Annotated in this window: 22 protein-coding genes; 7 read left to right on the top strand and 15 right to left on the bottom strand. The window is 65.9% G+C overall.

Annotated features, from left to right (window positions below; genetic code table 11):
- The 13 genes from mnhG to LKE06_RS04545 form a co-directional block, all read right to left on the bottom strand.
- Positions 1 to 333 carry a monovalent cation/H(+) antiporter subunit G gene (mnhG, locus tag LKE06_RS04605; protein WP_227997360.1) on the bottom strand — a complete coding sequence of 111 codons (333 nt, stop codon included), beginning with the start codon at positions 331 to 333 and terminating at the stop codon, positions 1 to 3.
- Positions 330 to 590: a monovalent cation/H+ antiporter complex subunit F gene (locus LKE06_RS04600; RefSeq protein ID WP_227997359.1), complete on the bottom strand. Its 261-nt coding sequence runs from the start codon at positions 588 to 590 to the stop codon at positions 330 to 332. Before LKE06_RS04600 ends, mnhG begins: the two co-directional genes overlap by 4 nt.
- A complete protein-coding gene (locus LKE06_RS04595; protein WP_227997358.1) occupies positions 587 to 1,126 on the bottom strand; it encodes a Na+/H+ antiporter subunit E in 540 nt (179 codons plus the stop codon). Before LKE06_RS04595 ends, LKE06_RS04600 begins: the two co-directional genes overlap by 4 nt.
- On the bottom strand, positions 1,123 to 2,739 hold the full coding sequence (locus tag LKE06_RS04590) for a Na+/H+ antiporter subunit D (RefSeq protein WP_227997357.1): 1,617 nt from the start codon (positions 2,737 to 2,739) through the stop codon (positions 1,123 to 1,125). Before LKE06_RS04590 ends, LKE06_RS04595 begins: the two co-directional genes overlap by 4 nt.
- A complete protein-coding gene (locus tag LKE06_RS04585) occupies positions 2,736 to 3,119 on the bottom strand; it encodes a Na(+)/H(+) antiporter subunit C (RefSeq protein ID WP_227997356.1) in 384 nt (127 codons plus the stop codon). Before LKE06_RS04585 ends, LKE06_RS04590 begins: the two co-directional genes overlap by 4 nt.
- Positions 3,116 to 5,959 (bottom strand): Na+/H+ antiporter subunit A, encoded by a 2,844-nt coding sequence (locus LKE06_RS04580; RefSeq protein WP_227997355.1) that lies wholly within the window; start codon positions 5,957 to 5,959, stop codon positions 3,116 to 3,118. Before LKE06_RS04580 ends, LKE06_RS04585 begins: the two co-directional genes overlap by 4 nt.
- A gap of 112 nt (positions 5,960 to 6,071) precedes the next feature.
- Positions 6,072 to 7,379 (bottom strand): hypothetical protein, encoded by a 1,308-nt coding sequence (locus LKE06_RS04575; RefSeq protein ID WP_227997354.1) that lies wholly within the window; start codon positions 7,377 to 7,379, stop codon positions 6,072 to 6,074.
- Positions 7,380 to 7,527: 148 nt separating this feature from the next.
- On the bottom strand, positions 7,528 to 9,765 hold the full coding sequence (locus LKE06_RS04570) for an AAA family ATPase (protein ID WP_227997353.1): 2,238 nt from the start codon (positions 9,763 to 9,765) through the stop codon (positions 7,528 to 7,530).
- Positions 9,766 to 9,794: 29 nt separating this feature from the next.
- The gene (locus tag LKE06_RS04565; RefSeq protein ID WP_227997352.1) at positions 9,795 to 10,268 is read right to left on the bottom strand and encodes a hypothetical protein; all 474 of its coding nucleotides are present in this window, start codon (positions 10,266 to 10,268) and stop codon (positions 9,795 to 9,797) included.
- Between the two features lie 98 nt (positions 10,269 to 10,366).
- Positions 10,367 to 10,720 carry a UBP-type zinc finger domain-containing protein gene (locus LKE06_RS04560; protein WP_227997351.1) on the bottom strand — a complete coding sequence of 118 codons (354 nt, stop codon included), beginning with the start codon at positions 10,718 to 10,720 and terminating at the stop codon, positions 10,367 to 10,369.
- A complete protein-coding gene (locus tag LKE06_RS04555) occupies positions 10,717 to 12,240 on the bottom strand; it encodes an ATP-binding protein (RefSeq protein ID WP_227997350.1) in 1,524 nt (507 codons plus the stop codon). The genes LKE06_RS04560 and LKE06_RS04555 overlap by 4 nt, the downstream gene beginning before the upstream one ends.
- 13 nt (positions 12,241 to 12,253) lie before the next feature.
- Positions 12,254 to 13,921: an NAD(P)/FAD-dependent oxidoreductase gene (locus tag LKE06_RS04550; RefSeq protein WP_227997349.1), complete on the bottom strand. Its 1,668-nt coding sequence runs from the start codon at positions 13,919 to 13,921 to the stop codon at positions 12,254 to 12,256.
- A gap of 52 nt (positions 13,922 to 13,973) precedes the next feature.
- The gene (locus LKE06_RS04545) at positions 13,974 to 14,186 is read right to left on the bottom strand and encodes a hypothetical protein (protein ID WP_227997348.1); all 213 of its coding nucleotides are present in this window, start codon (positions 14,184 to 14,186) and stop codon (positions 13,974 to 13,976) included.
- Positions 14,187 to 14,403: 217 nt separating this feature from the next.
- Between LKE06_RS04545 and LKE06_RS04540 the strand changes: the two genes are divergently transcribed.
- Both LKE06_RS04540 and LKE06_RS04535 read left to right on the top strand, forming a co-directional pair.
- A complete protein-coding gene (locus tag LKE06_RS04540) occupies positions 14,404 to 14,859 on the top strand; it encodes an SRPBCC family protein (protein ID WP_227997347.1) in 456 nt (151 codons plus the stop codon).
- A gap of 5 nt (positions 14,860 to 14,864) precedes the next feature.
- Complete coding sequence (locus tag LKE06_RS04535) at positions 14,865 to 15,572, top strand: SIMPL domain-containing protein (protein WP_227997346.1); 708 nt, start codon at positions 14,865 to 14,867, stop codon at positions 15,570 to 15,572.
- Between the two features lie 15 nt (positions 15,573 to 15,587).
- On the opposite strand, the gene LKE06_RS04530 is transcribed toward LKE06_RS04535, so the two are convergent.
- On the bottom strand, positions 15,588 to 16,616 hold the full coding sequence (locus LKE06_RS04530) for a beta-ketoacyl-ACP synthase III (protein ID WP_227997345.1): 1,029 nt from the start codon (positions 16,614 to 16,616) through the stop codon (positions 15,588 to 15,590).
- A 224-nt stretch (positions 16,617 to 16,840) separates the two neighbouring features.
- Here LKE06_RS04530 and LKE06_RS04525 point away from each other — a divergent pair, with 224 nt between their 5' ends.
- The 4 genes from LKE06_RS04525 to LKE06_RS04510 all read left to right on the top strand — a co-directional run bounded on the left by LKE06_RS04525 (position 16,841) and on the right by LKE06_RS04510 (position 19,842).
- A complete protein-coding gene (locus tag LKE06_RS04525; protein WP_227999279.1) occupies positions 16,841 to 17,113 on the top strand; it encodes a GlsB/YeaQ/YmgE family stress response membrane protein in 273 nt (90 codons plus the stop codon).
- Between the two features lie 169 nt (positions 17,114 to 17,282).
- Positions 17,283 to 18,014 carry a phosphatidylserine decarboxylase gene (locus LKE06_RS04520; protein ID WP_227997344.1) on the top strand — a complete coding sequence of 244 codons (732 nt, stop codon included), beginning with the start codon at positions 17,283 to 17,285 and terminating at the stop codon, positions 18,012 to 18,014.
- Positions 18,014 to 18,916, top strand: coding sequence for a CDP-alcohol phosphatidyltransferase family protein (locus LKE06_RS04515; RefSeq protein ID WP_372477346.1), 903 nt, complete (start codon positions 18,014 to 18,016; stop codon positions 18,914 to 18,916). Before LKE06_RS04520 ends, LKE06_RS04515 begins: the two co-directional genes overlap by 1 nt.
- A gap of 203 nt (positions 18,917 to 19,119) precedes the next feature.
- Positions 19,120 to 19,842, top strand: coding sequence for a Clp protease N-terminal domain-containing protein (locus LKE06_RS04510; protein ID WP_227997342.1), 723 nt, complete (start codon positions 19,120 to 19,122; stop codon positions 19,840 to 19,842).
- A 10-nt stretch (positions 19,843 to 19,852) separates the two neighbouring features.
- Here the strand turns inward: LKE06_RS04510 and LKE06_RS04505 are convergent, their stop codons facing one another.
- On the bottom strand, positions 19,853 to 21,913 hold the full coding sequence (locus tag LKE06_RS04505; RefSeq protein ID WP_227997341.1) for an NAD(+) synthase: 2,061 nt from the start codon (positions 21,911 to 21,913) through the stop codon (positions 19,853 to 19,855).
- A gap of 250 nt (positions 21,914 to 22,163) precedes the next feature.
- On the opposite strand from LKE06_RS04505, the gene LKE06_RS04500 reads away from it, so the two are divergent.
- The gene (locus LKE06_RS04500; RefSeq protein WP_227997340.1) at positions 22,164 to 22,457 is read left to right on the top strand and encodes a hypothetical protein; all 294 of its coding nucleotides are present in this window, start codon (positions 22,164 to 22,166) and stop codon (positions 22,455 to 22,457) included.
- Positions 22,458 to 22,523 lie beyond the last annotated feature (66 nt).

Raw genomic sequence — 22,523 nt, 5'->3', positions numbered from 1 at the left:
TCAGTCGATCTCGTCGCCGAGTTGGTTGACTCGGAGCAGTCCATCGCGATGGCGCTGTTCGCGGTAAGCGGTGCGGCCGATGAGGTGGGCGATGACGGGCGCGGTGAGCAGTGTGAACAGGCCGACCAGCATGAGCATCCAGACATTGCGGTGGCCGCGTAACTCGATGGCGGCGCCCTCGAGGACCAGGATCAGGCCGATCACCTGAGGCTTGGTGGCGGCGTGCATACGGGTCAGGGTATCGGGGAAGCGGACGATGGCGATCGACGCCGTCAGCGCCAACACCGAGCCGAACAGGATCAGTACGGCCGACACCCACTGCCACCCGGTCATCGGTCGTCCCGAACGCGGAAACGAGCGACAGCGGCCGAGCCGAGAAACCCGACCAGGGATAACGCCACAATGGCGGGGACAAGCGCGGTGTCGTCACTGTAGGCCGCCCAGACCGCCAGCCCGGCGGCCGCGACGGCGACCAGTGAATCGATGCCGACGACCCGGTCGAGGGTGTTGGGCCCGGCGAGTATGCGAAAGCTGGTGATGACGGCCGCGGCCACCAACAGCACGGCCGCGATAATGGCGACAACGGTCATGGTTTCACCTCCGGGGGCGGGGTCGGATGCCAGTCGGTGGGGCGCTCGAACGATGCGATCAACAATCGCTCCAGCCGCCGGGTGGTCCGGTAGAACTTGTCCACCGCCGCCTCGCTACCCACGTCCAGGACGTGGACGTAGACGTTGCGGCGTAGCGCGTCGATCTCGAGCACCATGGTGCCGGGAATCAGGTTCAGCACATCCGCGCAAAACGCGAGCACCAGATCCGACTTGATGTCCAGCCGTACGCGCAGCACGCCCGACACCGGTGGTGGTGCGGGACGGATCGCGAACCAGGCCACCTGCAGGCTGGATTCGAGCGCGTAATACACGCTGACCACGATGAGTTCGATCAGCGATATCGGATGCAACCACCCTTCGATCGGCACCCGGGGCAGTGGCAGCGACCACATAATCATGGCGCCGACGGCGAGCCCGGCCAGTAGATTCGCGATGCTGAGATCGCCCCACAGGGCGAGGTAAACGGCGGCGAGCCAGCCGAGCACACCGACCCGGACGACCGAATCCCGGCTCATCGCGCGGGCCCGGGCCGGTCGGGGTCCGAATTGCCCAGCACCGCACCGATATATACCGCCGGATTGTGCAGGTCCGCGGCGGCGCGATCGGCGATGTCGAGAATGGGGCCGGCGAGCACGGTCAGGCTGAGCCCGACCGCGATCAGCGCCGCCGTCGAGGTGACCATCAGCACCGGCATCCGTCCCGGGTCGACGCGTTCGTCGTAGCGCACGACGGTCGAATCCTCCACCAGGGTAGGCGGTTTCGCGGCAGTGAGGTGGCCCTCGGGGGCGTCGGAGCGATCACGCCAGAATGCCTTGCTCCACACCCTGGCCACGACATACAGCGTGAGCAGGCTGGTCACCACCGCACCGGCGACAAGTATCCAAGCCAGCACACTGCCGTCGGCCGCGCCCGCCTCCAACAGGGTGACCTTGCCGATGAATCCCGAAAAGGGCGGTATGCCACCGAGATTCAAAGCCGGAACCAGGAACAGTACCGCCAGTAGCGGGCTCGCGGCCGCCAGTCCGCCGAGCCGGCGCATGGATACCGAACCCGCCTGCCGTTCGATCAGACCGACCACAAGGAACAGCGCCGTCTGCACCAGAATGTGGTGGGCCACATAGAATACCGCCCCCGCTAACCCGGCCTCGGTGGCGATTCCGACGCCGAAGATCATGTATCCGATGTGGCTGACCAGTGTGAACGACAGCAGTCGCCGAATGTCGCTCTGAGCGATGGCACCGAAAATGCCGACCAGCATGGTCAGCAGGCCACACACCATCAGCACCGAATCGAATCCGCCGTCCGGGAACAACAGGGTGTGCGTCCGGATAATCGCGTACACACCGACCTTCGTCAGCAATCCCGCGAATACCGCGGTCACCGGCGCGGGCGCGGTGGGGTAGGAATCCGGCAGCCAGTTCGACAGCGGGAACACCGCAGCCTTGATACCGAACGCCACCAGCAACACCGCGTAGATGGCGGTGCGAATCCCGTTGGGCACCTCACTCATTCGAATCGCCAACTGCGCGAGATTGAGTGTCCCGGTGGCCGCGTAGGCCAGGCCGATGCCGGTGAGGAAGATCAGTGACGACACCATCGAGACCATCACATAGCCGACGCCCACGCGGACCCGGTCCGCGGTCGCGCCGACGGTCAACAGCACAAAGGATGCGGCGAGCAGGATTTCGAAGCCGACGAACAGGTTGAACAGATCCCCGGCCAGGAAGGCCACGCAAATCCCGGCGGTGAGTACCAAATACGTGGGCCGGTAGATCGATGTCGGCTGCCGTTCGTCACCGTCGCGAATGTTCTGGCCCGAGCCGTATATCGCTACGCACAACAGCACGATCGCCGACACCAGCAGCATCGCCGCCGACAGCCGATCCACTACCAGCGTGATGCCGATCGGTGTCTGCCAGCCGCCGACCTGTAGTGCGGTGGTGCCATCACGGTCGACCAGGTACAGCAGCAGCCCGCAGATCGCCACGACGCTGCCGAGCACCACAAGCAGCACTGTGCGCTGGGTCCGTGGATTGCGCCCGAAGATCAGTGTCACAGCGGCGCCGAGCAACGGCACCAGGACCGGTAGCGGCGCGAGTACGGGCAGCAGCCCCGGTGACAGACTCAATGCTCCGGGTCCTCTCCCTCGCGCCGGGCGGCGACATCGGCGTCCTCCGGGTCGTTCTGGACGTTTTCGGTGGTGGTGAGGATGTAGGACCGGTAGGCGAGTGCGAGGACGAAGGCCGCGAGTCCCATCGTGATCACGATGGCCGTGAGCACCATCGCCTGCGCCAATGGGTCGGCGGTTTCGGTGTGTACCCGATCGGTCTCGTCGCGGATCGGGGCTCGGCCGGCAGGTCCGCCGACGGTGAGGATCAGCAGATTAACCGCATTTCCGAACAGGATCATGCCGAGCAGCATCTTCGATACGGCTCGCTCGAGGATCAGGTATACCCCGCAGGCGACATGGATCCCGATGACGATCAGTAGCGTGAGGTTCGCGGTCACCGGAATCCTCCGTTCGGCGCATCGGCGGTACCGGATTCGCTTGTGGTCGATCCGAGTTCGCTGTCGAGTCGGGCACCGAGGCTGCGCAGCACATCCAGTACCAGCCCGACCACGATCAGGTAGACACCGAGATCGAAGAAGGTGGCCGTGACCAGCTTGATGTGCCCGAGCACCGGCAGCGTGACCTCGAGAATCGCCGACGACAGCGGCGGTGCGCCGAGCAGTAGCGAACTCGCGGCCGTTCCCGCGGCCAGGGTCAGCCCTGCGCCGAGCAGGTGTCCCGCGTCGACCGGTAGTGCCTCGCCGAGTTCGTAGCGGCCACCAGCGAGGTATCGCAGCGTCAGAGCGAGCCCGGCGGTGAGCCCGCCCGCGAACCCACCGCCGGGCGCGTTGTGTCCGGCGAAGAAGAAATACACCGACAGCACCATGATGGTCGGGAAGACCAGTCGGGTGGTGATCTGCAGGACCATCGACCGTTCTCGCCGAGCGACGAGTCGTCCGGCGGGCAGCCAGGTCACCAGCTCCGGGTCGTAATGCGGGGAATCCACCGCGCGCGGCGCGCTACCGAAGCGACGGCTGCGGAACACCAGCGACGCGACACCGGTCGCGGCCACCACGAGTACGGAGATTTCACCGAGGGTGTCCCATGCACGGATATCGACGAGTATCACGTTGACCGCGTTCTTGCCGCCGCCGAATTCATACGCGGCGGCGGGGATCAGATGCCAGATCGGCTCGGTGCTGCGGGCGGCGACGGCGAAGGCCGCCAGCACCGTGACCGTGGCGCCGACGGCGGCGGCCAGGATAGCGCGACGCAGTTTGAATGCGGTGGTGCGGCTTTCTTCGATTTCGGCGGGGAAGGCCCGCAGCACCAGCACGAAGGTCACCAGTGTCAATGTCTCGACCAAGAATTGGGTCAATGCCAGATCCGGTGCGCCGTGCAGCGCGAAGATCACGCCGCAGCCGTAGCCGGTGACGCCGACGACCAGCACGCTGGAGAGCCGATTACGCATCATGGTCGCGCTGAGCGCCATGGTGACCATGATCGCCCCGATGGCCGCCTGTAGCGGGGAATCCCACAGCCGCAGCGCGACACCGGTACGGGTGCCCATCGCGAGCAACACCGTCGGCAGGATGATCAGGGTCACCAGGATGGTGGCCTGGCTCAGCGGCAGTGAACCCCGCTGCACGGCGCCGGTCATTCGCAGCGACACCCGGTCCATCGCCCGCAGCGTGGCGTCGTAGGCGCGGTCGGCATTGCCGAGTCGGGGGTGCGCGGATTCGACGACGCGGCCGCGGGCAAGGAACAGGGTGATGCCGACCGCGATCACCAGCATTGTCAGCGCCAGCGGTCCGTTGAATCCGTGCCACAGCGACAGCTGCGAATGCGGTATTCCGGGAAGCGGTTTCGCATACGGGCCGAGTAATCCGTCCAGCCACGGCGCGGCGAGCCCGGCCGCGACACTGCTCGCCGCGAGCACCGCGGGTGCCGCGATGAACAGCGCGCCCGGCGCATGCCAATGGCCGGACTCGGCAACCGCAGGGATGTTCTTGTCTCCGAATGCACCCCAGACGAACCGAATGCTGTAGCCAACGGTCAGCATCGAGCCCAGGACCACACCGACGATGAGTGCTACTCCCGCGGGCCTGGTCAGGTTGTCGGCGTCGAGGATCGCCCCGAACGCACTCTCCTTGCTGACGAATCCGATCATCGGTGGAATCCCGGCCATGCTCAGCGCGGCGAGAATCGCGACGCCGCACAGCCCCGGCGCCCGCCGACCGAGACCGGACAACCGGCGCAGGTCGCGAGTCCCCGCGCCGTGATCGATCACCCCGACCACCATGAAAAGGCACGCCTTGAACATGGCGTGCGCGACGATGAGCGCGGCACCGGCCAGCGCCGCATCCGGTGTGCCGAGGCCGACAAGCACGATCAGGAACCCGAGTTGGCTCACGGTGCCGAAGGCGAGCACCAGCTTCAGATCGGTCACCTGTAGCGACCGCAGCCCGGCCAACAGCATCGACACCACGCCGAGGGGGAGCACGATCGGATGCCAGAGCGGGTTGGTCGCGAATACCGGTGCCAGCCGGGCCACCAGGTACACACCCGCCTTCACCATTGCCGCGGCATGCAGATACGCGCTGACCGGGGTGGGCGCCGCCATCGCGCCTGGCAACCAGAAATGCAGCGGTACGATCGCCGATTTGCTCAACGCTCCGATAAGCAGCAGCACCACAGCGACATTCACCGCGACGCCGTCCGGAGCGCCCCGCGCGAGTAGATCCGACAGCAGGAAACTGCCGCTGGTCTGTCCGAGAATCACGATGCCGACCAGCATCGCCAGCCCGCCCGCGCCGGTGACCAGCAGCGCCTGGATCGCGGCTCGGCGGCTGGCCGCGCGCTCGCCGTTATGGCCAACCAGCAGGAACGACAGCACCGTCGTCGTTTCCCAGAAGATGTAGAGCAGCAACATATTATCGCTGCTGACCAGGCCGAACATCGCTCCCGCGAACCCGACGAGTTCGGCCGCGAACGCGCCGAGCCGAGGTTCGTCGTCCTCGAAATACCGGGCGCAGTAACCGAGTATCAATGCCCCGATGCCGAGTATCAATGCCGACATGATCGCGGCGAGCGAATCGAAACGCAGGTCGATATTCATCTCGATGGTCGGTGCCCACTCGATCCGAACCTGTTGTGTACTACCCCAATTCGCGATAACCCAGCCGAGGCCACCGAGCGAGACCAGCGCGAGAACATAGAATCCGTTGCGCCCCAGTGCCCGCACGACCAGCGGCGCCGCGAGCGCGGCAATGGCGTGTGCGAGCAGGACTACGAGCAAACTTCACTCCGTCAGGTCGGCGAGGCGTGGCGATGCGGGTAAATCCTACGCGGAGCCTGGGATTATGGCGGTTTGTGCGAATGCGCCGCACACCATGTCGGCGTCGGCTTGGCTATATATCCGCAACCGTTTCGTCCGTGGTCGAGGAATTCGACTGTGGGCGGCGGCGCGGCCGGAGCATGTGCAGCGCCGCCAGACCGAGGGCCGAGAAGATCGTGATCGCAAGTGCCGTGCGGCTGGATGTCGAGTTCGGGGCCGCGACCACGTGCGGCAGCTGGCCACCATTTCGGTGCGGCATCGCGGTGATGATCGAGGGCAGATAGAGGGCCGCGATCGCGAGCACCGCGCCAGGGGGGTAGTGCGGGCGGGCTGTACCACAGCAATATCCCGCCGTCAGCGCCAGAGCGGCGCTACCGATCGTACGTACCGTGTCGCCGTCGTTGGTGGCGGTGGACATGGCGAACACCGCGAGCCCGCCGATCAACATGACCGCCAACCACATAGCGGGCAGCCGGATTCCGATGAAGATGCCGACAGCGGTCAGCACGAGTATCACCGGCACGCTCCAGCCGGGCCGCGGCGCGTAGCCAAGGGCATCGGCGACGGCGACCAGACTCACGGCCAGATAGACGCCCGCGCCGTCACGGCCCGGCAGCAGCATGGCCGCGGCGGTGGCGGCGAGGCCCGTCGCGAGCACCGCGAGTCCGACGTCGACCGGGTGACCGACATCGGGCGCGCTCAGATATTGGCGAGCGAGCCATTCGGTGACCGCTAGAACGACTAGGGCGAGCACCATGGCCGCCAGGATCGGTGTTACCGGGAGCTCAACCGCTATAGCTGGTGGCGGCGCATGTTCGGGTCGCGACCGGTTGCGGTATGTGCTGACCAACAGCAACAATGCCGCGACGGCGATAAACCACCATGGTGGCGTTTCCAGGACCATATACGGGTTCTTATTGGTGATTTCCAGCAGTTCGGCGAAGTCGCCGAACACGAAGAAGCCCACGCCACCGAGCGCGAAGCCGACAGCCGGACCAGGTCTGCGCAGTACGGCGGCGCCGAGCGCGCCCATTAATACGCCGGCGAATATCGAATCCAGATAATTCTGGGTTGTCAGGGTGTCGGGGGAAGAAACATGTCGTCCGGCAATGTGATTGACGAATATGCAGCACACCCCGCCCAGCGCGGTCCCCCACGCCACCACCGGGCGTGCGGACGTGGTCACCAGGACGGCGATGGCGACGGCGACGATCACGCCGATCGCGGCCCCACGTGGCTCGCTATTGGTCAGGCCGGCCATGCGATAGGAGGTGCCCTGGCCTGCCCAGGTGAAGGTGATCGGCAGGAACAGCGCCACGCCGGCGACCGCGGCCCCCAGAAAGGCCGTGACTGTATCGACCGATTCGCCGATCCTTCGCACGATGCGAACATACCTGCGCACGAGGGTTGAACTGGTGATAACCGAATTATTGCCCGACTGCGACAATGCGGTGAAAATGCCAGGAAAACACTGATTACGGACTGTTCGCCAGATTGGTGGCAGTGGTGCCGACGGTCGAAATACCGGACTAGCCCCGGGCGTCGGCGTAGCGGCGCAGCGACTCGACCTGCTCCGGATCGAGCGATGCCCGTACCACCGTCCGAGCCGCCGCCACATCGGCCGCGGTGACATCGGCGACGTCCACATCCCGTCGCATCGCGGCTAGCGCGGCCTCACGCAGCAGGGCCGCGCAGTCGGCGGCCGAATAGCCCGCCAAGTCGGTAGCGAGCGCGGCGAGGTCGACGTCGTCGGCCAGCGGCACCGACCGGCCCGCGGTGCGCAGAATCGCGAGCCGCGCATCAGCGTCCGGCGGCGGCACGAACACCAACCGCTCCAGTCGGCCCGGGCGCAGCAACGCGGGATCGATCAGCTCCGGACGGTTCGTCGCCCCGAGCACCACCACATCGCGCAGCGGTTCCACGCCATCGAGTTCGGTCAGCAACGCGGCGACCACCCGATCGCCGACACCGGAGTCGGTGCTCTGCCCCCGTCGTGGCGCCAGCGCGTCCACCTCGTCGAGGAAGATCAGCGACGGCGCGGAATCGCGTGCGCGCTGGAACAATTCGCGCACCGCGCGCTCGGATGCGCCGACCCACTTGTCCATCAACTCGGCGCCCTTCACCGCGTGCACGCTGAGTTGTCCGGTGCCGGCCAGCGCGCGCACCAAATAGGTCTTGCCGCAACCGGGCGGGCCGTAGAGCAGCACGCCGCGCGGCGGTTCGACGCCCAAGCGAGCAAAGGAATCCGGATGGCGCAGCGGCCAGAGCACGGTCTCGGTCAGCGCCTGCTTGGTCTCGACCATATCGCCGACATCGTCGAGGCTCAGGCTACCGACGGTGAGTTCCTCCATCCCGGAACGCGATAGCGGACGGATCACCTCCAATGCGCCGAGCAGATCCTCCTGCGTCAGCTGTGGATCCGAATGTTGTTTGCTGGCACGCGATGCCGCGCGCAGTGCCGCCTCCCGGCACAGCGATGCCAGATCGGAAACCACGAAACCTGGTGTCCTGGCACCGATGTCGTCGAGCTTCAACTCATGGGTCGGCACCTTACGCAGTAACTGCTCCAGCAGCGCCTTGCGCACGGTCGCGGTCGGCAGCGCAAGTGCGAGCTCGCGGTCGCACAGATCGGGCGCGCGCAGCCGCGCATCGATACCGGCCGGATGTGCGGTGGTCGCGAGGAAGGCCACGCACGGTTCGGCGACCGCTCCCCGCAGTTGATCGAGGATCAGCGTGGCCACGGGTTCGGCCTGGGCGGGCAGGAGGGCGTCGATGTCGGTGATGAGCAGGATCCCGCCCCGACCGGAACTCACCTCGGCCACCGCGGTGGCGACCTCGCGCAGTCGGGCGCCGCTCTCGGCCGCGCCGACCGTCGGACCATCCAGTTCGACCATTCGCCGCGGCGCCGTCACCGCCCGCGCGAGAGCGGCCTTGCCGACCCCTGCGGGTCCAGTGATCAGCACTCCGAGATGTGGTGTGGCGCCCAGCGTCTTCAGCAACTCCGGTTCGTCGAGTGCGAGGCTCAGCCATTCGGTGAGCTTCGCGGCCTGCCCGTGCGCCCCGGCGAGATCTTCCACCGGGATCGCGGGTGTATCGGCCGCCGCGACGCGTCCGCCGGTCGTACCGTTCGTCGCGAGCATGGCCTCCACCGGTTGCGAGGAGTTCGGCGCCCCGGCCGCCGCGCGATCGGCGGCATCACGGGCAGCCACCACGCCCGCGCCCCACTCCACGGCGGTGTTCGGTTGCACGCTCACCGGTCCCTGGCTCGGGTCGGTGGCGGTCACGGTGAGTAACTCAGTGGTCCACGCGATACCGAAGGTCCGTGAAAGTGCTTGGGTGGCAGCGGAAGAACTGATATCGGGTCCAAGGTCGCGCGGTAGCAGCGAGACCGCGTCGCCGACGGTGACGACCTTGCCGAGCAGCGCCTGGCGCAGCGTCGCCGCCGGAATGGTTCGGGTCGCGTGCACCGAGCCGCTCACCGAAATCTGCCTGGCGCCATATACCGTCGCGGGAGCCACCACCACGGTCGCGTCCTCGCGCAAACCGGCATTGGACAGCGTCACGTCATCCAGCAGGGCCACCCCGGCGGGTGTGGCCGCCGGTGCGACCCCGACGACCGCCGCCGTGCGTCGCGATCCGACCAGTGCGATCCCATCCCATTCGCGCAATCCGAGCGCGGTCAGCGCCTCCGGATGTAGCCGGACGACGCCGCGGCGGGCGTCGGCCGCGGAGGGATTCAGTCGAGCGGTGAGAGCTAGTTCGGCCACCGTGCCATTCTGCCCGCGCGTGGTGACGGCTACTTCACCTGTTCGGTGATTCCGGCGGCTTCGACCACCGTCTTGTCGGCGTTATTCGGGGCCAAGCAGACGAGCTTCGCGGTGCCGAGCGCGACATTCGGGCTACCCGCGAATGGGCTGTCCGGATTCTCCGCGAGTATCTGGTTGATCAGCGTCATCTGCGCGTTGCTGTCGAGCGCCTGCCACTGCGCGCAGGTAGTTTGCGACACGGCACCGCCGTTGCCGCCGCCACCCGTATTCGCGGGTGTGGTCGGCGCGGCACTGGTGCTCGCGCCGGTATTGCCCTCGCGTAGGTCGTTCGCGTCGGTGGATTCATCCGACCCGCCGCAGCCTGTCAGCAGCAAAGCCGCCGCCCCTACGGCCAGGGCGACGGTGGACGTTCGCTTCATCACGTGGTTTTCCTGGTGGGTCGAGGCGCCGGAGCCTCCGGCGCGTTCGGTGCAGCGTACCGGGTGGGATCGGTATGTCTTCATGGGAGGCTCCGCCGTGGATCGTGCGCCTGCTCGGTGCCGGCACTGCTCGACCCACTGTGCGATGGGCGAGTTGCCGTTGCCCAATCGATCGCGCAACGTCAGTGGATGCGGGTCTGCCAATCGGCGGGCACGCGGCCGCGTGGACCCGGTACCGGCTGGTCGGCGGGATGACTGGTCGGCGGGGCCAAATCCGGTCCGCCGCTGTACATCTCTTCGGAGCGGAAGTCGTAGAACCAATCCTCGCCCGGTTCGAAACTCTGGATGAACGGGTGGCCGCTGTCGGTGGCGTGTTTGGAGGCGTGCTGCTCGGGTGAGGTGTCGCAGCAGCCGACGTGTCCGCATTGGGCGCACCGGCGCAGATGCACCCACCAGCCCTGTGCCGCTTCGCATTCCGCGCAGCCCGATCCGGTGGGGGTGGCGGCGGGATCGATACCTTCCAGTTCCTGTGTCATCGTTGACTCTCCTGGGTCGGTTCCGGGGTGATCTGATTGTCGACGGGCGCGCTTTCGGGTTGATCTTGTTCGGGACGATGCAGCGGTAGCCACACGGTGAACCGGGTGTCACCCGGTTCGGAGTCGAACTGAATGTCACCGCCGTGTTTGTTCACCACGATCCGGAACGAGATGTCCAGGCCGAGGCCGGTGCCATCGCCGACTGGTTTGGTGGTGAAGAAGGGTTCGAAGATGCGGCTGCGCGCATCGGCCGGAACGCCGGGCCCGGTGTCACCGATTTCGACTACCGCGCAATCGTTTTCGTGCCGGGTGCGAATCGTCAGGGTGCCCTGGCCGTTCATCGCGTAGACCGCGTTGTCGATCAGGTTCGTCCACACCTGATTCAATTCCGCCGCGTAGCAGGGGACCTCGGGGAGGGTTCGATCGTAGTCCTTGACCACCCGCACGCCGTCGCCGATTTTACGGTTGAGCATCACCAGGGTGCTGTCGAGCAGCTCGTGGATGTCGATCACCTGGAATGGTGCCCGGTCCATCTGCGAATACTGTTTGGCGGCACCGACAAGTGAGGAGATGCGGGTGGTCGAGTCGGCGATCTCGTTCATCAGCAGTTCGGTCTCGATGGTGTAGTTCAGCCACCGGATCGCCCCCTCGAATACCTGATCCGGGCACCGATCGAGGGTCGCCGCTACGCGCTCGAGCCAGTCGACATCGAAGCCGGCCTGCACATAGTTCGGCGCCAGATTCCAGGCGTCCGCGATGCCATGCTCCTCCAACCATGCCCCGAGCAGGTCCTCGCGGTCGGCCGCCTCCATCGGGGTCAGTTCCGGCGCCTTCGCGACCTGCGCTGCCGCCTCCTCCTGCAACCGCACTAACGCGACAAGGGATTCGGTGTCGAATTCGCCCTCGGCCATCATCGCCAGCTTGTGCCGCATGCCCGCGATCCGCTCACGCAAACCGGCGGTGGCGCGCACCGCCGCGGCCGCGGGATTGTTCAGCTCATGGGTCAGCCCCGCGGACAGCGAGCCGAGCGCGAGCAGGCGCTGGCGCTGGGCGATGCGTTCGTGAGAATTGCGAGTGCCGAAGAACGCGCCCTCCAGCAGGTGCACCGCCATCGGGAACCATTCGTGCATCATCCTGGCGAAAGTGGCCTCATCCAGCACGAAGAACCGCGACTTGCGCGTCACCGACATCGATCCGTTGTAGTTCTGCTCGGCCTTATCGCCCAGATACGCCATCCAGGCGCCGGCGTATACGCCCTTCTGATCGGTGCGCGCCATCTCGATATCGACGCCGCCGGAGAGCTTGGTCAACACCACTTCGCCGTCCATCAGCACGTAGAAGCGGGTCGCGGGATCGCCTTCGCGGTAGACGACGCCCGGGTCTATCGTCTCGACCCGGCCATCGGCGCACAGCCAGTCGAGCTGCTCGTCGGTGAGCTTCTCGAAGAGGAACAGGGTGCGCAGTTCCGCGGGGTCGCAGACCAACCGGCCGCTGCGGGCGGCTGTGCCATCGATAGTCATTCCGGCCTCCTGATTACGCGAGATAGCGGTGCACGAGCATGACGGCCATGGCACCTTCACCGACTGCCGAGGCCACGCGTTTGGCAGACTCGGCGTGCACGTCCCCGGCGACGAAAACCCCGGGCACACTCGTTTCCAAGTGGTGTGGTGGCCTCGGTAATTCCCAGCCCGGCGGGCGGACGCCGTCAATCAGCAGATCGGGTCCGGCCAGCACGTAACCGCCGTCATCCCTGGTGACCACGCCGTCGAGCCAGTCGGTCTGTGGTGCCGCGCCGATGAACAGGAACAGCCGCTCTGTCTCGGTCTTCTCCTCGGCACCTGTCTCGTTGTCACGCAGCACGATCTGCTGCAGATGATCGTCACCGGCGGCGGCGACCACCTCGGTACGGGTGTGCACGACGATATTCGGTACCGCGGCGATCTGCTGGATCAAGTAGTGCGACATGGACTTCTCCAGCGAGTCCGCGCGGACCACCAGATGCACGGTGCGGGCATTCCTGGACAGGAACATCGCCGCCTGACCCGCCGAATTGGCGCCGCCGACAATGTAGACGTCGTGGTCGGCGCACTCGGATGCCTCGGTCATGGCCGAGCCGTAATACACGCCGCGTCCGGTGAAATCGTCGATTCCGGACGCGGGATGGCGACGATAGTCGACACCGGTCGCGATGATCACGGTGTGCGCGCACAGCCGGCCACCGTCGGCGAAACGCACTGTGCGCGCGGACCCGTTCACCTCCAGGCCGACCACCTCGCGGGTAGTGATCACCTCGGCGCCGAATTTCGCGGCCTGGCGGCGGGCCCGATCGGCCAGCTGCGCACCGGAGAGCCCGTCCGGGAACCCGAGGTAGTTCTCGATGCGCGAACTCTGTCCGGCCTGACCACCGGTCGCCGTGCGCTCGACGAGGACCGTGCGAAGTCCCTCGGACGCGCCATAAACCGCGGCACCGAGACCGGCCGGACCACCACCGACGACGATGAGGTCGTAGAAATCACCCGCCGGGTCGGTATTGAGTCCGACGCTCTGGGCCAGCTCACCGTCCGAGGGCTGCACCAGGGTGTGCCCGGCCTCGGTGATCACCACCGGGCAGCGTTCCGGATCGGCGCCCGCGGCCTCGAGCAATCGTGCGCCCTCCGGCTCGTCTGCGAGGTACCAGCGATAGGGCAGTTGGTTGCGGGCGAGGAACTCGCGCACTGCCGAAGACCGCGGCGACCAGCGGTTGCCGATCACTTTGGTTTCGGTCACCGGCCGGTGTTCGCTGCCGCGCCAGGCATCAAGCAGTCCGTCGAGCACCGGATACAGCTTTTCCTCCGGCGGATCCCACGGCTTGAGCAGATAGTGGTCCAGGTCGACCACATTGATGGCGTCTATTGCCGCATTGGTATCTGCGTAAGCGGTCAACAGCACACGGCGAGCAAAGGGGTGCAGGTCCATTGCCTGCTCGAGGAATTCGACGCCGTCCATACCCGGCATCCGATAATCGGCGATCAGGACCGCGACCGGCTGGCCACGCAATTTCATCTCACGAAGTGCGTCGAGCGCGGCAGCGCCCGATTCCGCGCGCAGAATCCGGTAGTCGGCGCCATAGCGGCGGCGCAGATCGCGAACAACGGCCCGGGAAACCCCTGGATCGTCGTCCACGCTGAGGATTGCCGGCTTCGTAGCAGCGGGGGAAGTCACCTACAGAGTATGGGTCTTCGGCACGACATCTGTCGTGGGTGCTTGTTTCCGCTCACACGCGATGCTCGCGCACCAGATCCAGTTCACTGGGCGTGAGCAGGCGCTCCAGCTGTTCTTCCTGTGCGACGAGACGTGCGGTACGCGGGGAATACGTGCCTGCCAATTGGCCAGCGACGGGTTCGCTGGTGGTATCGGGGGATTCGGTGGTGGGAAGAAGGGGAAGCCGATCCGCTTGCCGACGGTGTAGGAGGGAGCGCAGTTTCACGGCCGATCACCTCACGATGGACGGAAATGCTGTTGGCTGTGGCTCATGCTTCGTCTATCAATCATTGTGCGCCGGCTATTACACGGCCCGGCAAACAAAACACGAAAATGTGACGCGTTTGTCTTCCAACTGTCGCCGACTAGGATGTGGGGTCATCGTCAAATCGTGCTAGTCGGACCGAAATGCGTCCGTCCGCCACAGTTCTCCGGAGGCAGTGTTGCCGAAAACCCTAGAAGTCGCGATCGATATATCCGCGCCGCCGGAACAGGTTTGGGCGGTGATCTCTGATCTGAAGCGAATGTCCGAGTTCAGCCCGCAGTGCGTGCGCATGCAGCCGATCGGCACGCCGAAGGCGGGCACCTGGACGATCAACGTGAACCGTGACGGCAAGAAGTACTGGCCGACCACCTCGCGCATCGTGCGGTACGAGCCCAACCAGGCATTCGCGTTCCGCATAAACGAGAATCGTAGCGTGTGGAGCTACACCCTGGAGCCGACTGAGACCGGTACCCGGCTGACCGAGCGCCGTGACGTCCCCAATGGCACCACCTGGATCTCCCGCAAGGGCATCGACGCCGCGCTCGGCGGCGAGCAGCTGTTCGAGGAGTTGCTCGTGCGCGGGATGAACGAGACCCTCGGCAAGGTCAAGACCGCAGTCGAGGCGAGCGCATAGAAGATATGCGACGAATTATGCGTGCTGTCGTGGCAATCGCTGCCATCGCGGGAACAACGGGACTGCTCGCGGGCTGTGGCAAATCGGATTCGACGACCGGGCGCGAGGTCACGGTCGTCGGCACCGGTCAGGTGCGTGGTGCCCCGGACACGCTGAATGCGGATCTGGGCGTGGAGGTGAACGCCGACAACGTGTCTATGGCGATATCGGGCGCCAACGAAAAGTCCAAGGCGATGACCGATGCCATGGTCGCGGCCGGACTCACCCGCGAGGATGTGCGCACCACCGATATCTCCATCCAGCCGCAGTACGCGTCCGACGCCGGTGGCCGCGCCATTATCGGCTACCAGGCCACCAACACCGTGCATGCGGTGGTGCGCGACCTGTCGAAGGCATCGGCAATCCTGGACAGCGCGGTCAAAGCCGGTGGCAATGAGACCAGGCTGCGCGGCGTGCGGTTCGCGCTCGAAGACGATTCCCAACTGCTCGCCGACGCCCGCGCCCGCGCTTTCGCCGATGCCAGATCGCGCGCCGATCAGTACGCGGTGCTGGCCGGGGCGAAGCTGACCGATGTCATCACCATCAACGAGGCGAGCAGCCGTGACGAGAATCCGAAGAACTCGACGCGTGAGGCTGCCGCCGATTCCTTCGCGCTCGAACCCGGCACCCAGACGGTGACTTTCACTGTGAAAGCCACCTGGGGTCTGGGCTGACGGGGCTGGAACCGATTATTGCCAGTTCGGCAGGATAACCACCTGCGCGGCGTAGGAGAGGCCCGCGCCGAAGGCGATGAGTAGCGCGGTGTCACCCGGCTTCGACTCGCCGTTGCGCAGCAGTGCCTCCATGGCAAGCGGAATCGAGGCGGCCGATGTATTGCCGGTCTCCTCGATGTCGTTGGCCAGCGCGCAGCTTTCCGGGAGTTTCAGCACCCGGGCCATGACCTCGATGATCCGGCCGTTGGCCTGGTGCGGGATCATAGCGTCCATGTCTTCGATGGACAGCCCGGCCCGGTCGATGGCGTCGCGGCAGACCTTCTCCAAAGAATGTGCGGCCCAACGGAACACCGCGGTGCCCTCCATCGCGAGGTAGGGGCGGACCGCGTCGAGCCCCTTCTCCTCGATCTCGGCGAAGAACTCGACCCAGTTCTTGTCCTGCCGGATCGCGTGGTGCTGGGTGCCGTCCGAACCCCACACCGTCGGCCCGATACCGACCTCGTCCGACGGTCCGACGACCACGGCGCCCGCGCCGTCGGCGAATAGGAAAGCGGTCGAGCGGTCGGTCGGGTTGACGGTGTCAGTGAGTTTCTCGACGCCGATCACCAGCACGTGGGTGGCCGTTCCGGCGCGCACCAGATCCGATGCCACCGTGAGCGCGTGGCAGAAGCCCGCGCAACCGGCGGAGATATCGAAGGCCGCCGAGTCGTTCATACCCAGTTCGGTGGCAATGCGCGGTGCGGCCGCGGGCGTGAGCAACAGGTGCGTCGATGTGGCGACGATGACACAGTCGACCTGGTCGACCGCGATCCTCGCGGATTCGAGCGCTCCCCGCGCGGCCGCGACGCTCATGCTCTGGATCGTTTCCGTGTCCGAGGCGAATCGCCGGGTCTTTATTCCCGACCTGGTCCTGATCCACTCGTCGCTCGAGTCGATCGGACCGGCTACTTCGTCGTTCGTGACGATCCGCGCCGGGCGGTAAACGCCGAGCCCGAGGATCGCCGTGTGCTCTGCCCCTGTTGTCTGGGCGATTCGAGCAGCCATTTTGCGTCTCCTATGTACCTGCGGCGGCGCCGCCGGGTTGTACCCCGAAGCATCTCAATGAGTCCCTCATCGCCACCACCTACGTTTCCGTAGACATGAGGCCCCCTCATATTAGCCCCTGTGTCGGCGTGTGCGCGTGCGTATTCCTACTTTGGCCGGGTATACCCCTCCTAGCGCGCCGGATGTTTGCCGGCGGGCACCCAACTAGTGATGTGAGGGACGCCATGCTCGGTCTCGGGATTATCGGATGGATCATCATCGGAGGACTTGCCGGCTGGATCGCCAGCAAGTTCATGAAAACCGATGCTCAGCAAGGCATCATTCTCAATGTCGTGGTCGGCATCATCGGTGGTTTTCTGGGCGGATTCCTGCTGAACTTACTCGGTGTCGATGTCAAGGGCGGCGGCCTCTGGTTCAGCTTCTTCACCTGTCTCGGTGGAGCGGTGATTCTGTTGTTCCTGGTGAAACTGTTCACCGGTAGCCGAGCCGGTCGCTGACGATAAGTGCCGCAAGTCCGCTTCGCGTAAGCGGTTGCCTCGCCTTCGCTCCGCCCGGCGCGTCTGAGGGCGGACGGTGTCCGGCTGCTTCGACTAAGGTGTGATCGCTCGCGCCCGGTCCTATCGTTGAGAGGCGCGATCCAATGCACCGAGCACGAAAGAGGAGCCTGTGGCACGCCGTCCCACCCCGCCCGGCACGCCCGAAACCACCGGAATCGGCCATGTCGTCGACCTGGTTCGGGCCGCGATCCCCCCGCTGCACCCCGCCGGCCTGCCGTTTGTCGCGGCACCGCTCGCGGTCGCGGTAGTCGGCGGTCGCCGCAAATGGGTGCGCCGGAGCGGATTGCTGGCCGCAGCGGCCTGCGCGACTTTCTTCCGTCACCCGAAGCGAGTACCGCCGAATCGGGCAGGCGTCGTGGTCGCCCCCGCCGACGGCGAGGTCGCGCTCGTCGACACCGCTTGCCCGCCACCGGAATTGGGCCTCGGTGACCAGCCGCTACCGCGGGTGAGCATTTTTCTTTCGGTGCTCGACGTGCATGTGCAGCGCACACCGGTATCGGGCACCGTTCTTGCCGTTTCGCATCAGTCGGGCAAATTCCGCTCGGCGGATCTGCCCGAGGCCAGCGCGGTGAACGAACGCAACAGCATGGTCTTGGAAACCCAGAACGGGCAGCGGTTGGTCGTCGTCCAGATCGCTGGGCTGCTCGCGCGCCGCATTGTCTGCGACGCCCAGGTCGGCGATGTGCTGACCATCGGTGACACCTATGGGCTGATTCGATTCGGCTCCCGCGTCGACACGTATTTCCCGGCGGGCACCGAACTGCTCGTCGAGCCGGGACAACGCACCATCGGGGCAGAAACCGTCCTTGCGGTGTTGGGCTCATCGACCGCCGAGTCATGATGGAGCACGCCGTATCCCCACCGCAGCGGCGTGGCCGGACGATCCGACTGCTGCCGAGCATTGTGACGATCCTGGCGCTGTGCGCCGGACTGTCAGCGGTGAAGTTCGCTCTGGACGGCATGCTCGACATTTCGCTCGCGATGGTCGGTGCGGCGGCCGTGCTCGACACCCTCGACGGTCGTCTCGCCAGAATGCTCGCCGCGACGACCAAAATGGGCGCGGAGCTCGATTCGCTTTCGGACGCAATCTCTTTCGGTGTCGCTCCCGCGCTGGTGCTCTATATCGCGTTGCTGGACAGCAATAGCGTGGGCTGGATCATCGCGCTGATATACGCGGTGAGCATCGTGCTACGACTGGCTCGGTTCAACACGCTGATGGACGACGACACCCGCCCGGATTGGTCGCGGGAGTACTTCGTCGGCGTGCCCGCCCCGGCCAGTGCGCTCATCGGGCTGGTGCCGATCGCGTTGTATGTGCAGTTCGGTGATGGCTGGTGGGTCAGTTTCTACGCGGTCGCGCTGTGGACGCTGTTCGCCGCCGCGCTCGCGGTGAGCACCATTCCGACGCTGGCCATGAAGTCGGTGTCGGTGGCTCCGCAGGCCGCGGCCGGGCTGCTTGTGCTGGTCGCGGTGGCGGCCGCGGCATTGGTCACCTACCCGATCGTGCTGCTGCTTGTGCTGGTCGGGCTGTATATCGGCCACATTCCATTTGCCTGGTATTCGCGGCGCTGGGTCGCGGCACGCCCCGAAACCTGGGAACACAAACCTGCTGAACGCCGTGCTCAGCGTCGCGCGCAACGCCGCCGTCCCGGGATTCGCCGTCCGGCGATTCGCGGCGGGGCACGGTTGCGGCTGCGCAGGCCGGGTGCCAGGCGTCAACCGGACGATCTACAGGCCCGCTAGCCGTACTCCGCCCCGGTTCCGGCCGTGCGGCGTGGGTGCGGGCGGTCCGGTTCCGCAGATCGTGCGCGGCGGGCAGGGAAGCCGACCCTGAATCCCTGTGGTGGCACACAGGTTTCGGGTCGGCGGGCGGACGGAAGATCGCTCGTTCGATTCAGCGTCAACCTGTGGTTGACGCGAGCGAATCGTCAACCTATGGTTGACGTATGACTTCTTCGTACCGCCTCGACGATCTGATCGTCGCCATCAAAAAAGCCCGGCCCGACGACGTACTCGACCAACTGTCCGACGCGGTGGTCGCCGCGGGTCACCTCGGGGAAGTGGCCGATCATCTGATCGGCCACTTCGTTGACCAGGCCCGTCGTTCCGGCGCCTCGTGGACCGATATCGGCACCAGCATGGGCGTCTCCAAACAGGCCGCCCAGAAGCGGTTCGTGCCGAAGGCGCCCGGTGAGCCGGGCGATGCGACGGCAATGGACCCCAACGCCGGATTCGCGAAGTACACCCCGCGAGCTCGTGCGGTGGTCATGGCTTCACAGGAAGCCGCGCGCACGACGGGTAACGCGCAGATCGGGGTCGGGCACCTGGTGCTCGGACTGCTGTCGGAGCCGGATGGTCTCGCCGCGAAGGAACTCCTCGCCCAGGGGGCAACTCCGGAAGCGATCCGTGCCGCCGTGGCGGCGGGGATCACGCCGGACGAGGGCGAGATCCCCGCTCTCATCCCGTTCGGCCCGGATGCCAAGAAGGCGCTCGAACTGACTTTCCGCGAGGCACTTCGGTTGGGCCACAACTACATCGGGACCGAACACATTCTGCTTGCCCTGCTCGAACAGGAGAACGGCTCCGGACTGCTTTCGGGTCTCGGCGTCGACAAGTCGGCCGCCGAAGCCCATCTGGTCGAATTGCTTGCCTCGATCGTCGCCAAGTAGTTCTGACCGCTCAGGTGTCGGGGACGTTGCGGGCGAGTTCGTCGAGCCAGGCCGCGGCAGAGGCATCGCTCGGGGCTCGCCAGTCGCCGCGCGGGGACAGCGAACCGCCGGAGCCGACCTTGGGCGCGTTGGGCAGGGTCGAGCGTTTGAACTGGCTCTGGATATAGCGGCGCAGGAATACCCCGAGCCAGTGCTTGATGGCCGGTAGGTCGTAGGCATTGCGCTGGTCCTCGGGCAGCAGGCCGGGCCAGCTGCCCGTGGTCTTATCCGACCAGGCGTGCCGGGCCAGGTAGGCGATGCGGCTCGGGCGATATCCGAAGCGCAGCAGGTAGTAGAGGTGCAGATCCTGTAGCTCGTACGGTCCCACGGTGGCTTCGGAACTCTGGCCGGGGCCGGTGGCGTCGGACTCGTTGCCGGGCACCAACTCCGGCGAGATCTCGGTCCGCAGTATCGATGACAGCACGCTACCGGCGTCGTCGCCGAACTGACCGGTGTCGACCGCCCAGGCGATCAGATACTTGATCAGCGTCTTCGGCACCGAGGCGTTCACGCTGTAGTGCGCCATGTGGTCACCGACGCCGAAAGTGCACCAGCCCAAAGCGAGTTCGCTCAGATCACCGGTGCCGACCACGAGCGCGCCGTGCTGGTTGGCCAGCCGGAAAAGATGTGAGGTCCGCTCGCCTGCCTGCACATTTTCGTAGGTGACGTCGTATTGCGGAATACCGTCGGCGGCTGGGTGATTCAGGTCGCGCAGCAGCTGGGTCGCCGAGGGGCGAATGTCGATCTCCTGTGCGCTCACCCCGAGCGCGCGCATCAGTCGGTGCGCGTCGGTGCGGGTCCTGGCGCCGGTGGCGAAGCCGGGCATGGTGTAAGCCAGCACATTTGTTCGCGGCAGCCCGAGCCGGTCCATCGTCTTGGCCGCGACGATCAGCGCCTGGGTGGAGTCGAGCCCGCCGGAGACGCCGATGACCACACGTTCGATTCCGGTTGCCCGCAGTCGCGTGCTCAGACCCTCCACCTGGATGTGATGCACCTCGGCGCAGCGTTCGTTGCGGGCCGCTGGATCGGCGGGAACGTAAGGGAAACGGGATATTTCGCGTTGCAGAACTACCGTGGTGGCGGGTACCGGCAGTTCGACGGTGACGCGGCGCAGCCGGACCAGTCGGTCGCGATGATCGTGCACGTTATCGGCGAAGCTGGTGGTGCGCAGCCGATCCGCCGCCAATCGTTGTAGGTCGATATCGGCGGTGACCAACTGTGGATGATCGGCGAAGCGCGCGCCCTCGGCGAGTAGATCGCCGTTCTCGCACACCAGCGCCTGGCCGTCCCAGGCCATATCGGTGGTCGATTCACCGTGTCCCGCAGCGGAATACAGGTATGCGGCGAGATAGCGTGACGAATGTGAGGTGCAAAGCGTGCGCCGGTAGTCGGCCTTGCCGATCACGATATTGCTCGCCGACAGGTTGACCAGCACCGTCGCCCCGGCCAGCGCGGCGTATCCACTGGGCGGCAACGGAACCCAGCCATCCTCACAGATCTCCACGTGGAAGACGAACCCATCGAGGTTGGCCGCGGTGAACAGCAGGTCGGCGCCGAAGGGTACCTGTTGTCCGGCGATCGTGATGTGGTCCGCGAGGTTCTCCCGTGCCGCCGCGAACTGCCGCTTCTCATAGAATTCGCGATAGTTGGGCAGATAGCTCTTCGGCGCGGCACCGAGCACCACACCGTTGTTCACCACGATCGCGCAGTTGAACAGCCTGCCCTGGGTGCGCACCGGCGCGCCGACTACCAGCACGGTGCCGATCTCCGCGCTCGCGGCGATGAGCTGCGCGAGCGCCGCGTCCACCGCATCGTCCAGGGCGTCCTGGTGGAAGAGATCATCCGCGGTGTAGCTGGACAGTCCGAGCTCAGGGAAAACCGTCAGCACTGCGCCGGCCGCCGCTGCCTGCCGCGCCAGCAGCAGCGTTTCCTCGACGTTATAGGCGGGATCGGCGACCCGGACCCGTGGGACCGCGACCGCTACCCGCGCGAACCCGTGCCGATAGAGCGAATCGAACGCCAGGTCGGGCACGGTTCGTTCTCCTTCGCCGGTCGAATCGAACTTTCGATCATGCTATTCCCGGCCGTGCGGCCCACCACCCCAACGCGGTCGAATCGGTGTGCTCGGCGGCGATCGGCCCATTCGCCGTGATGGTGTGGCCCGTGTGATTCGGAAGGATTTGGCGGCCTTCGTGAATCGGTTCGCGAACCCCCCGTTCGCGGGCCCTATCGGCGCGGCGCGCTGCACGGCTGTCAAGATCGCCGACCGGTACGCTGTAGCAATGGCGGATGACGCGGATTCCGACCTAGTGGCAGGGGAACGACGCGCTGACCTGATGCACGCGCTGTCGTTTGTGTCCACCGAGTCGGGGCCGGACGGTGAGTACATCGTCCATGGCGACCTTCCCCCGGAGGTGGCACCGCCATTCATCCGGGCGGTCATGCGGGTGGAGGCGGAGCTGTTGCTGCACGACGCAGAGTTGGTGACGGTCGAGGGCGGTGAGCCGCGCACGCCGGAGGAGCGTCGTACCGATGCTTTCGTGGCATTGGTGCTGCGTGTCGATGATCGGCTGTAACCGAGGAACCTTGCACTCGGCATCCTCGAGTGCTAAAAAGGGCATTGGCACTCTCCATAGGTGAGT

The sequence above is a fragment of the Nocardia australiensis genome (genome assembly GCF_020733705.1).
In the GTDB taxonomy this organism is placed as follows: domain Bacteria; phylum Actinomycetota; class Actinomycetes; order Mycobacteriales; family Mycobacteriaceae; genus Nocardia; species Nocardia australiensis.
This window is presented reverse-complemented; position numbering and strand designations above follow the sequence as displayed.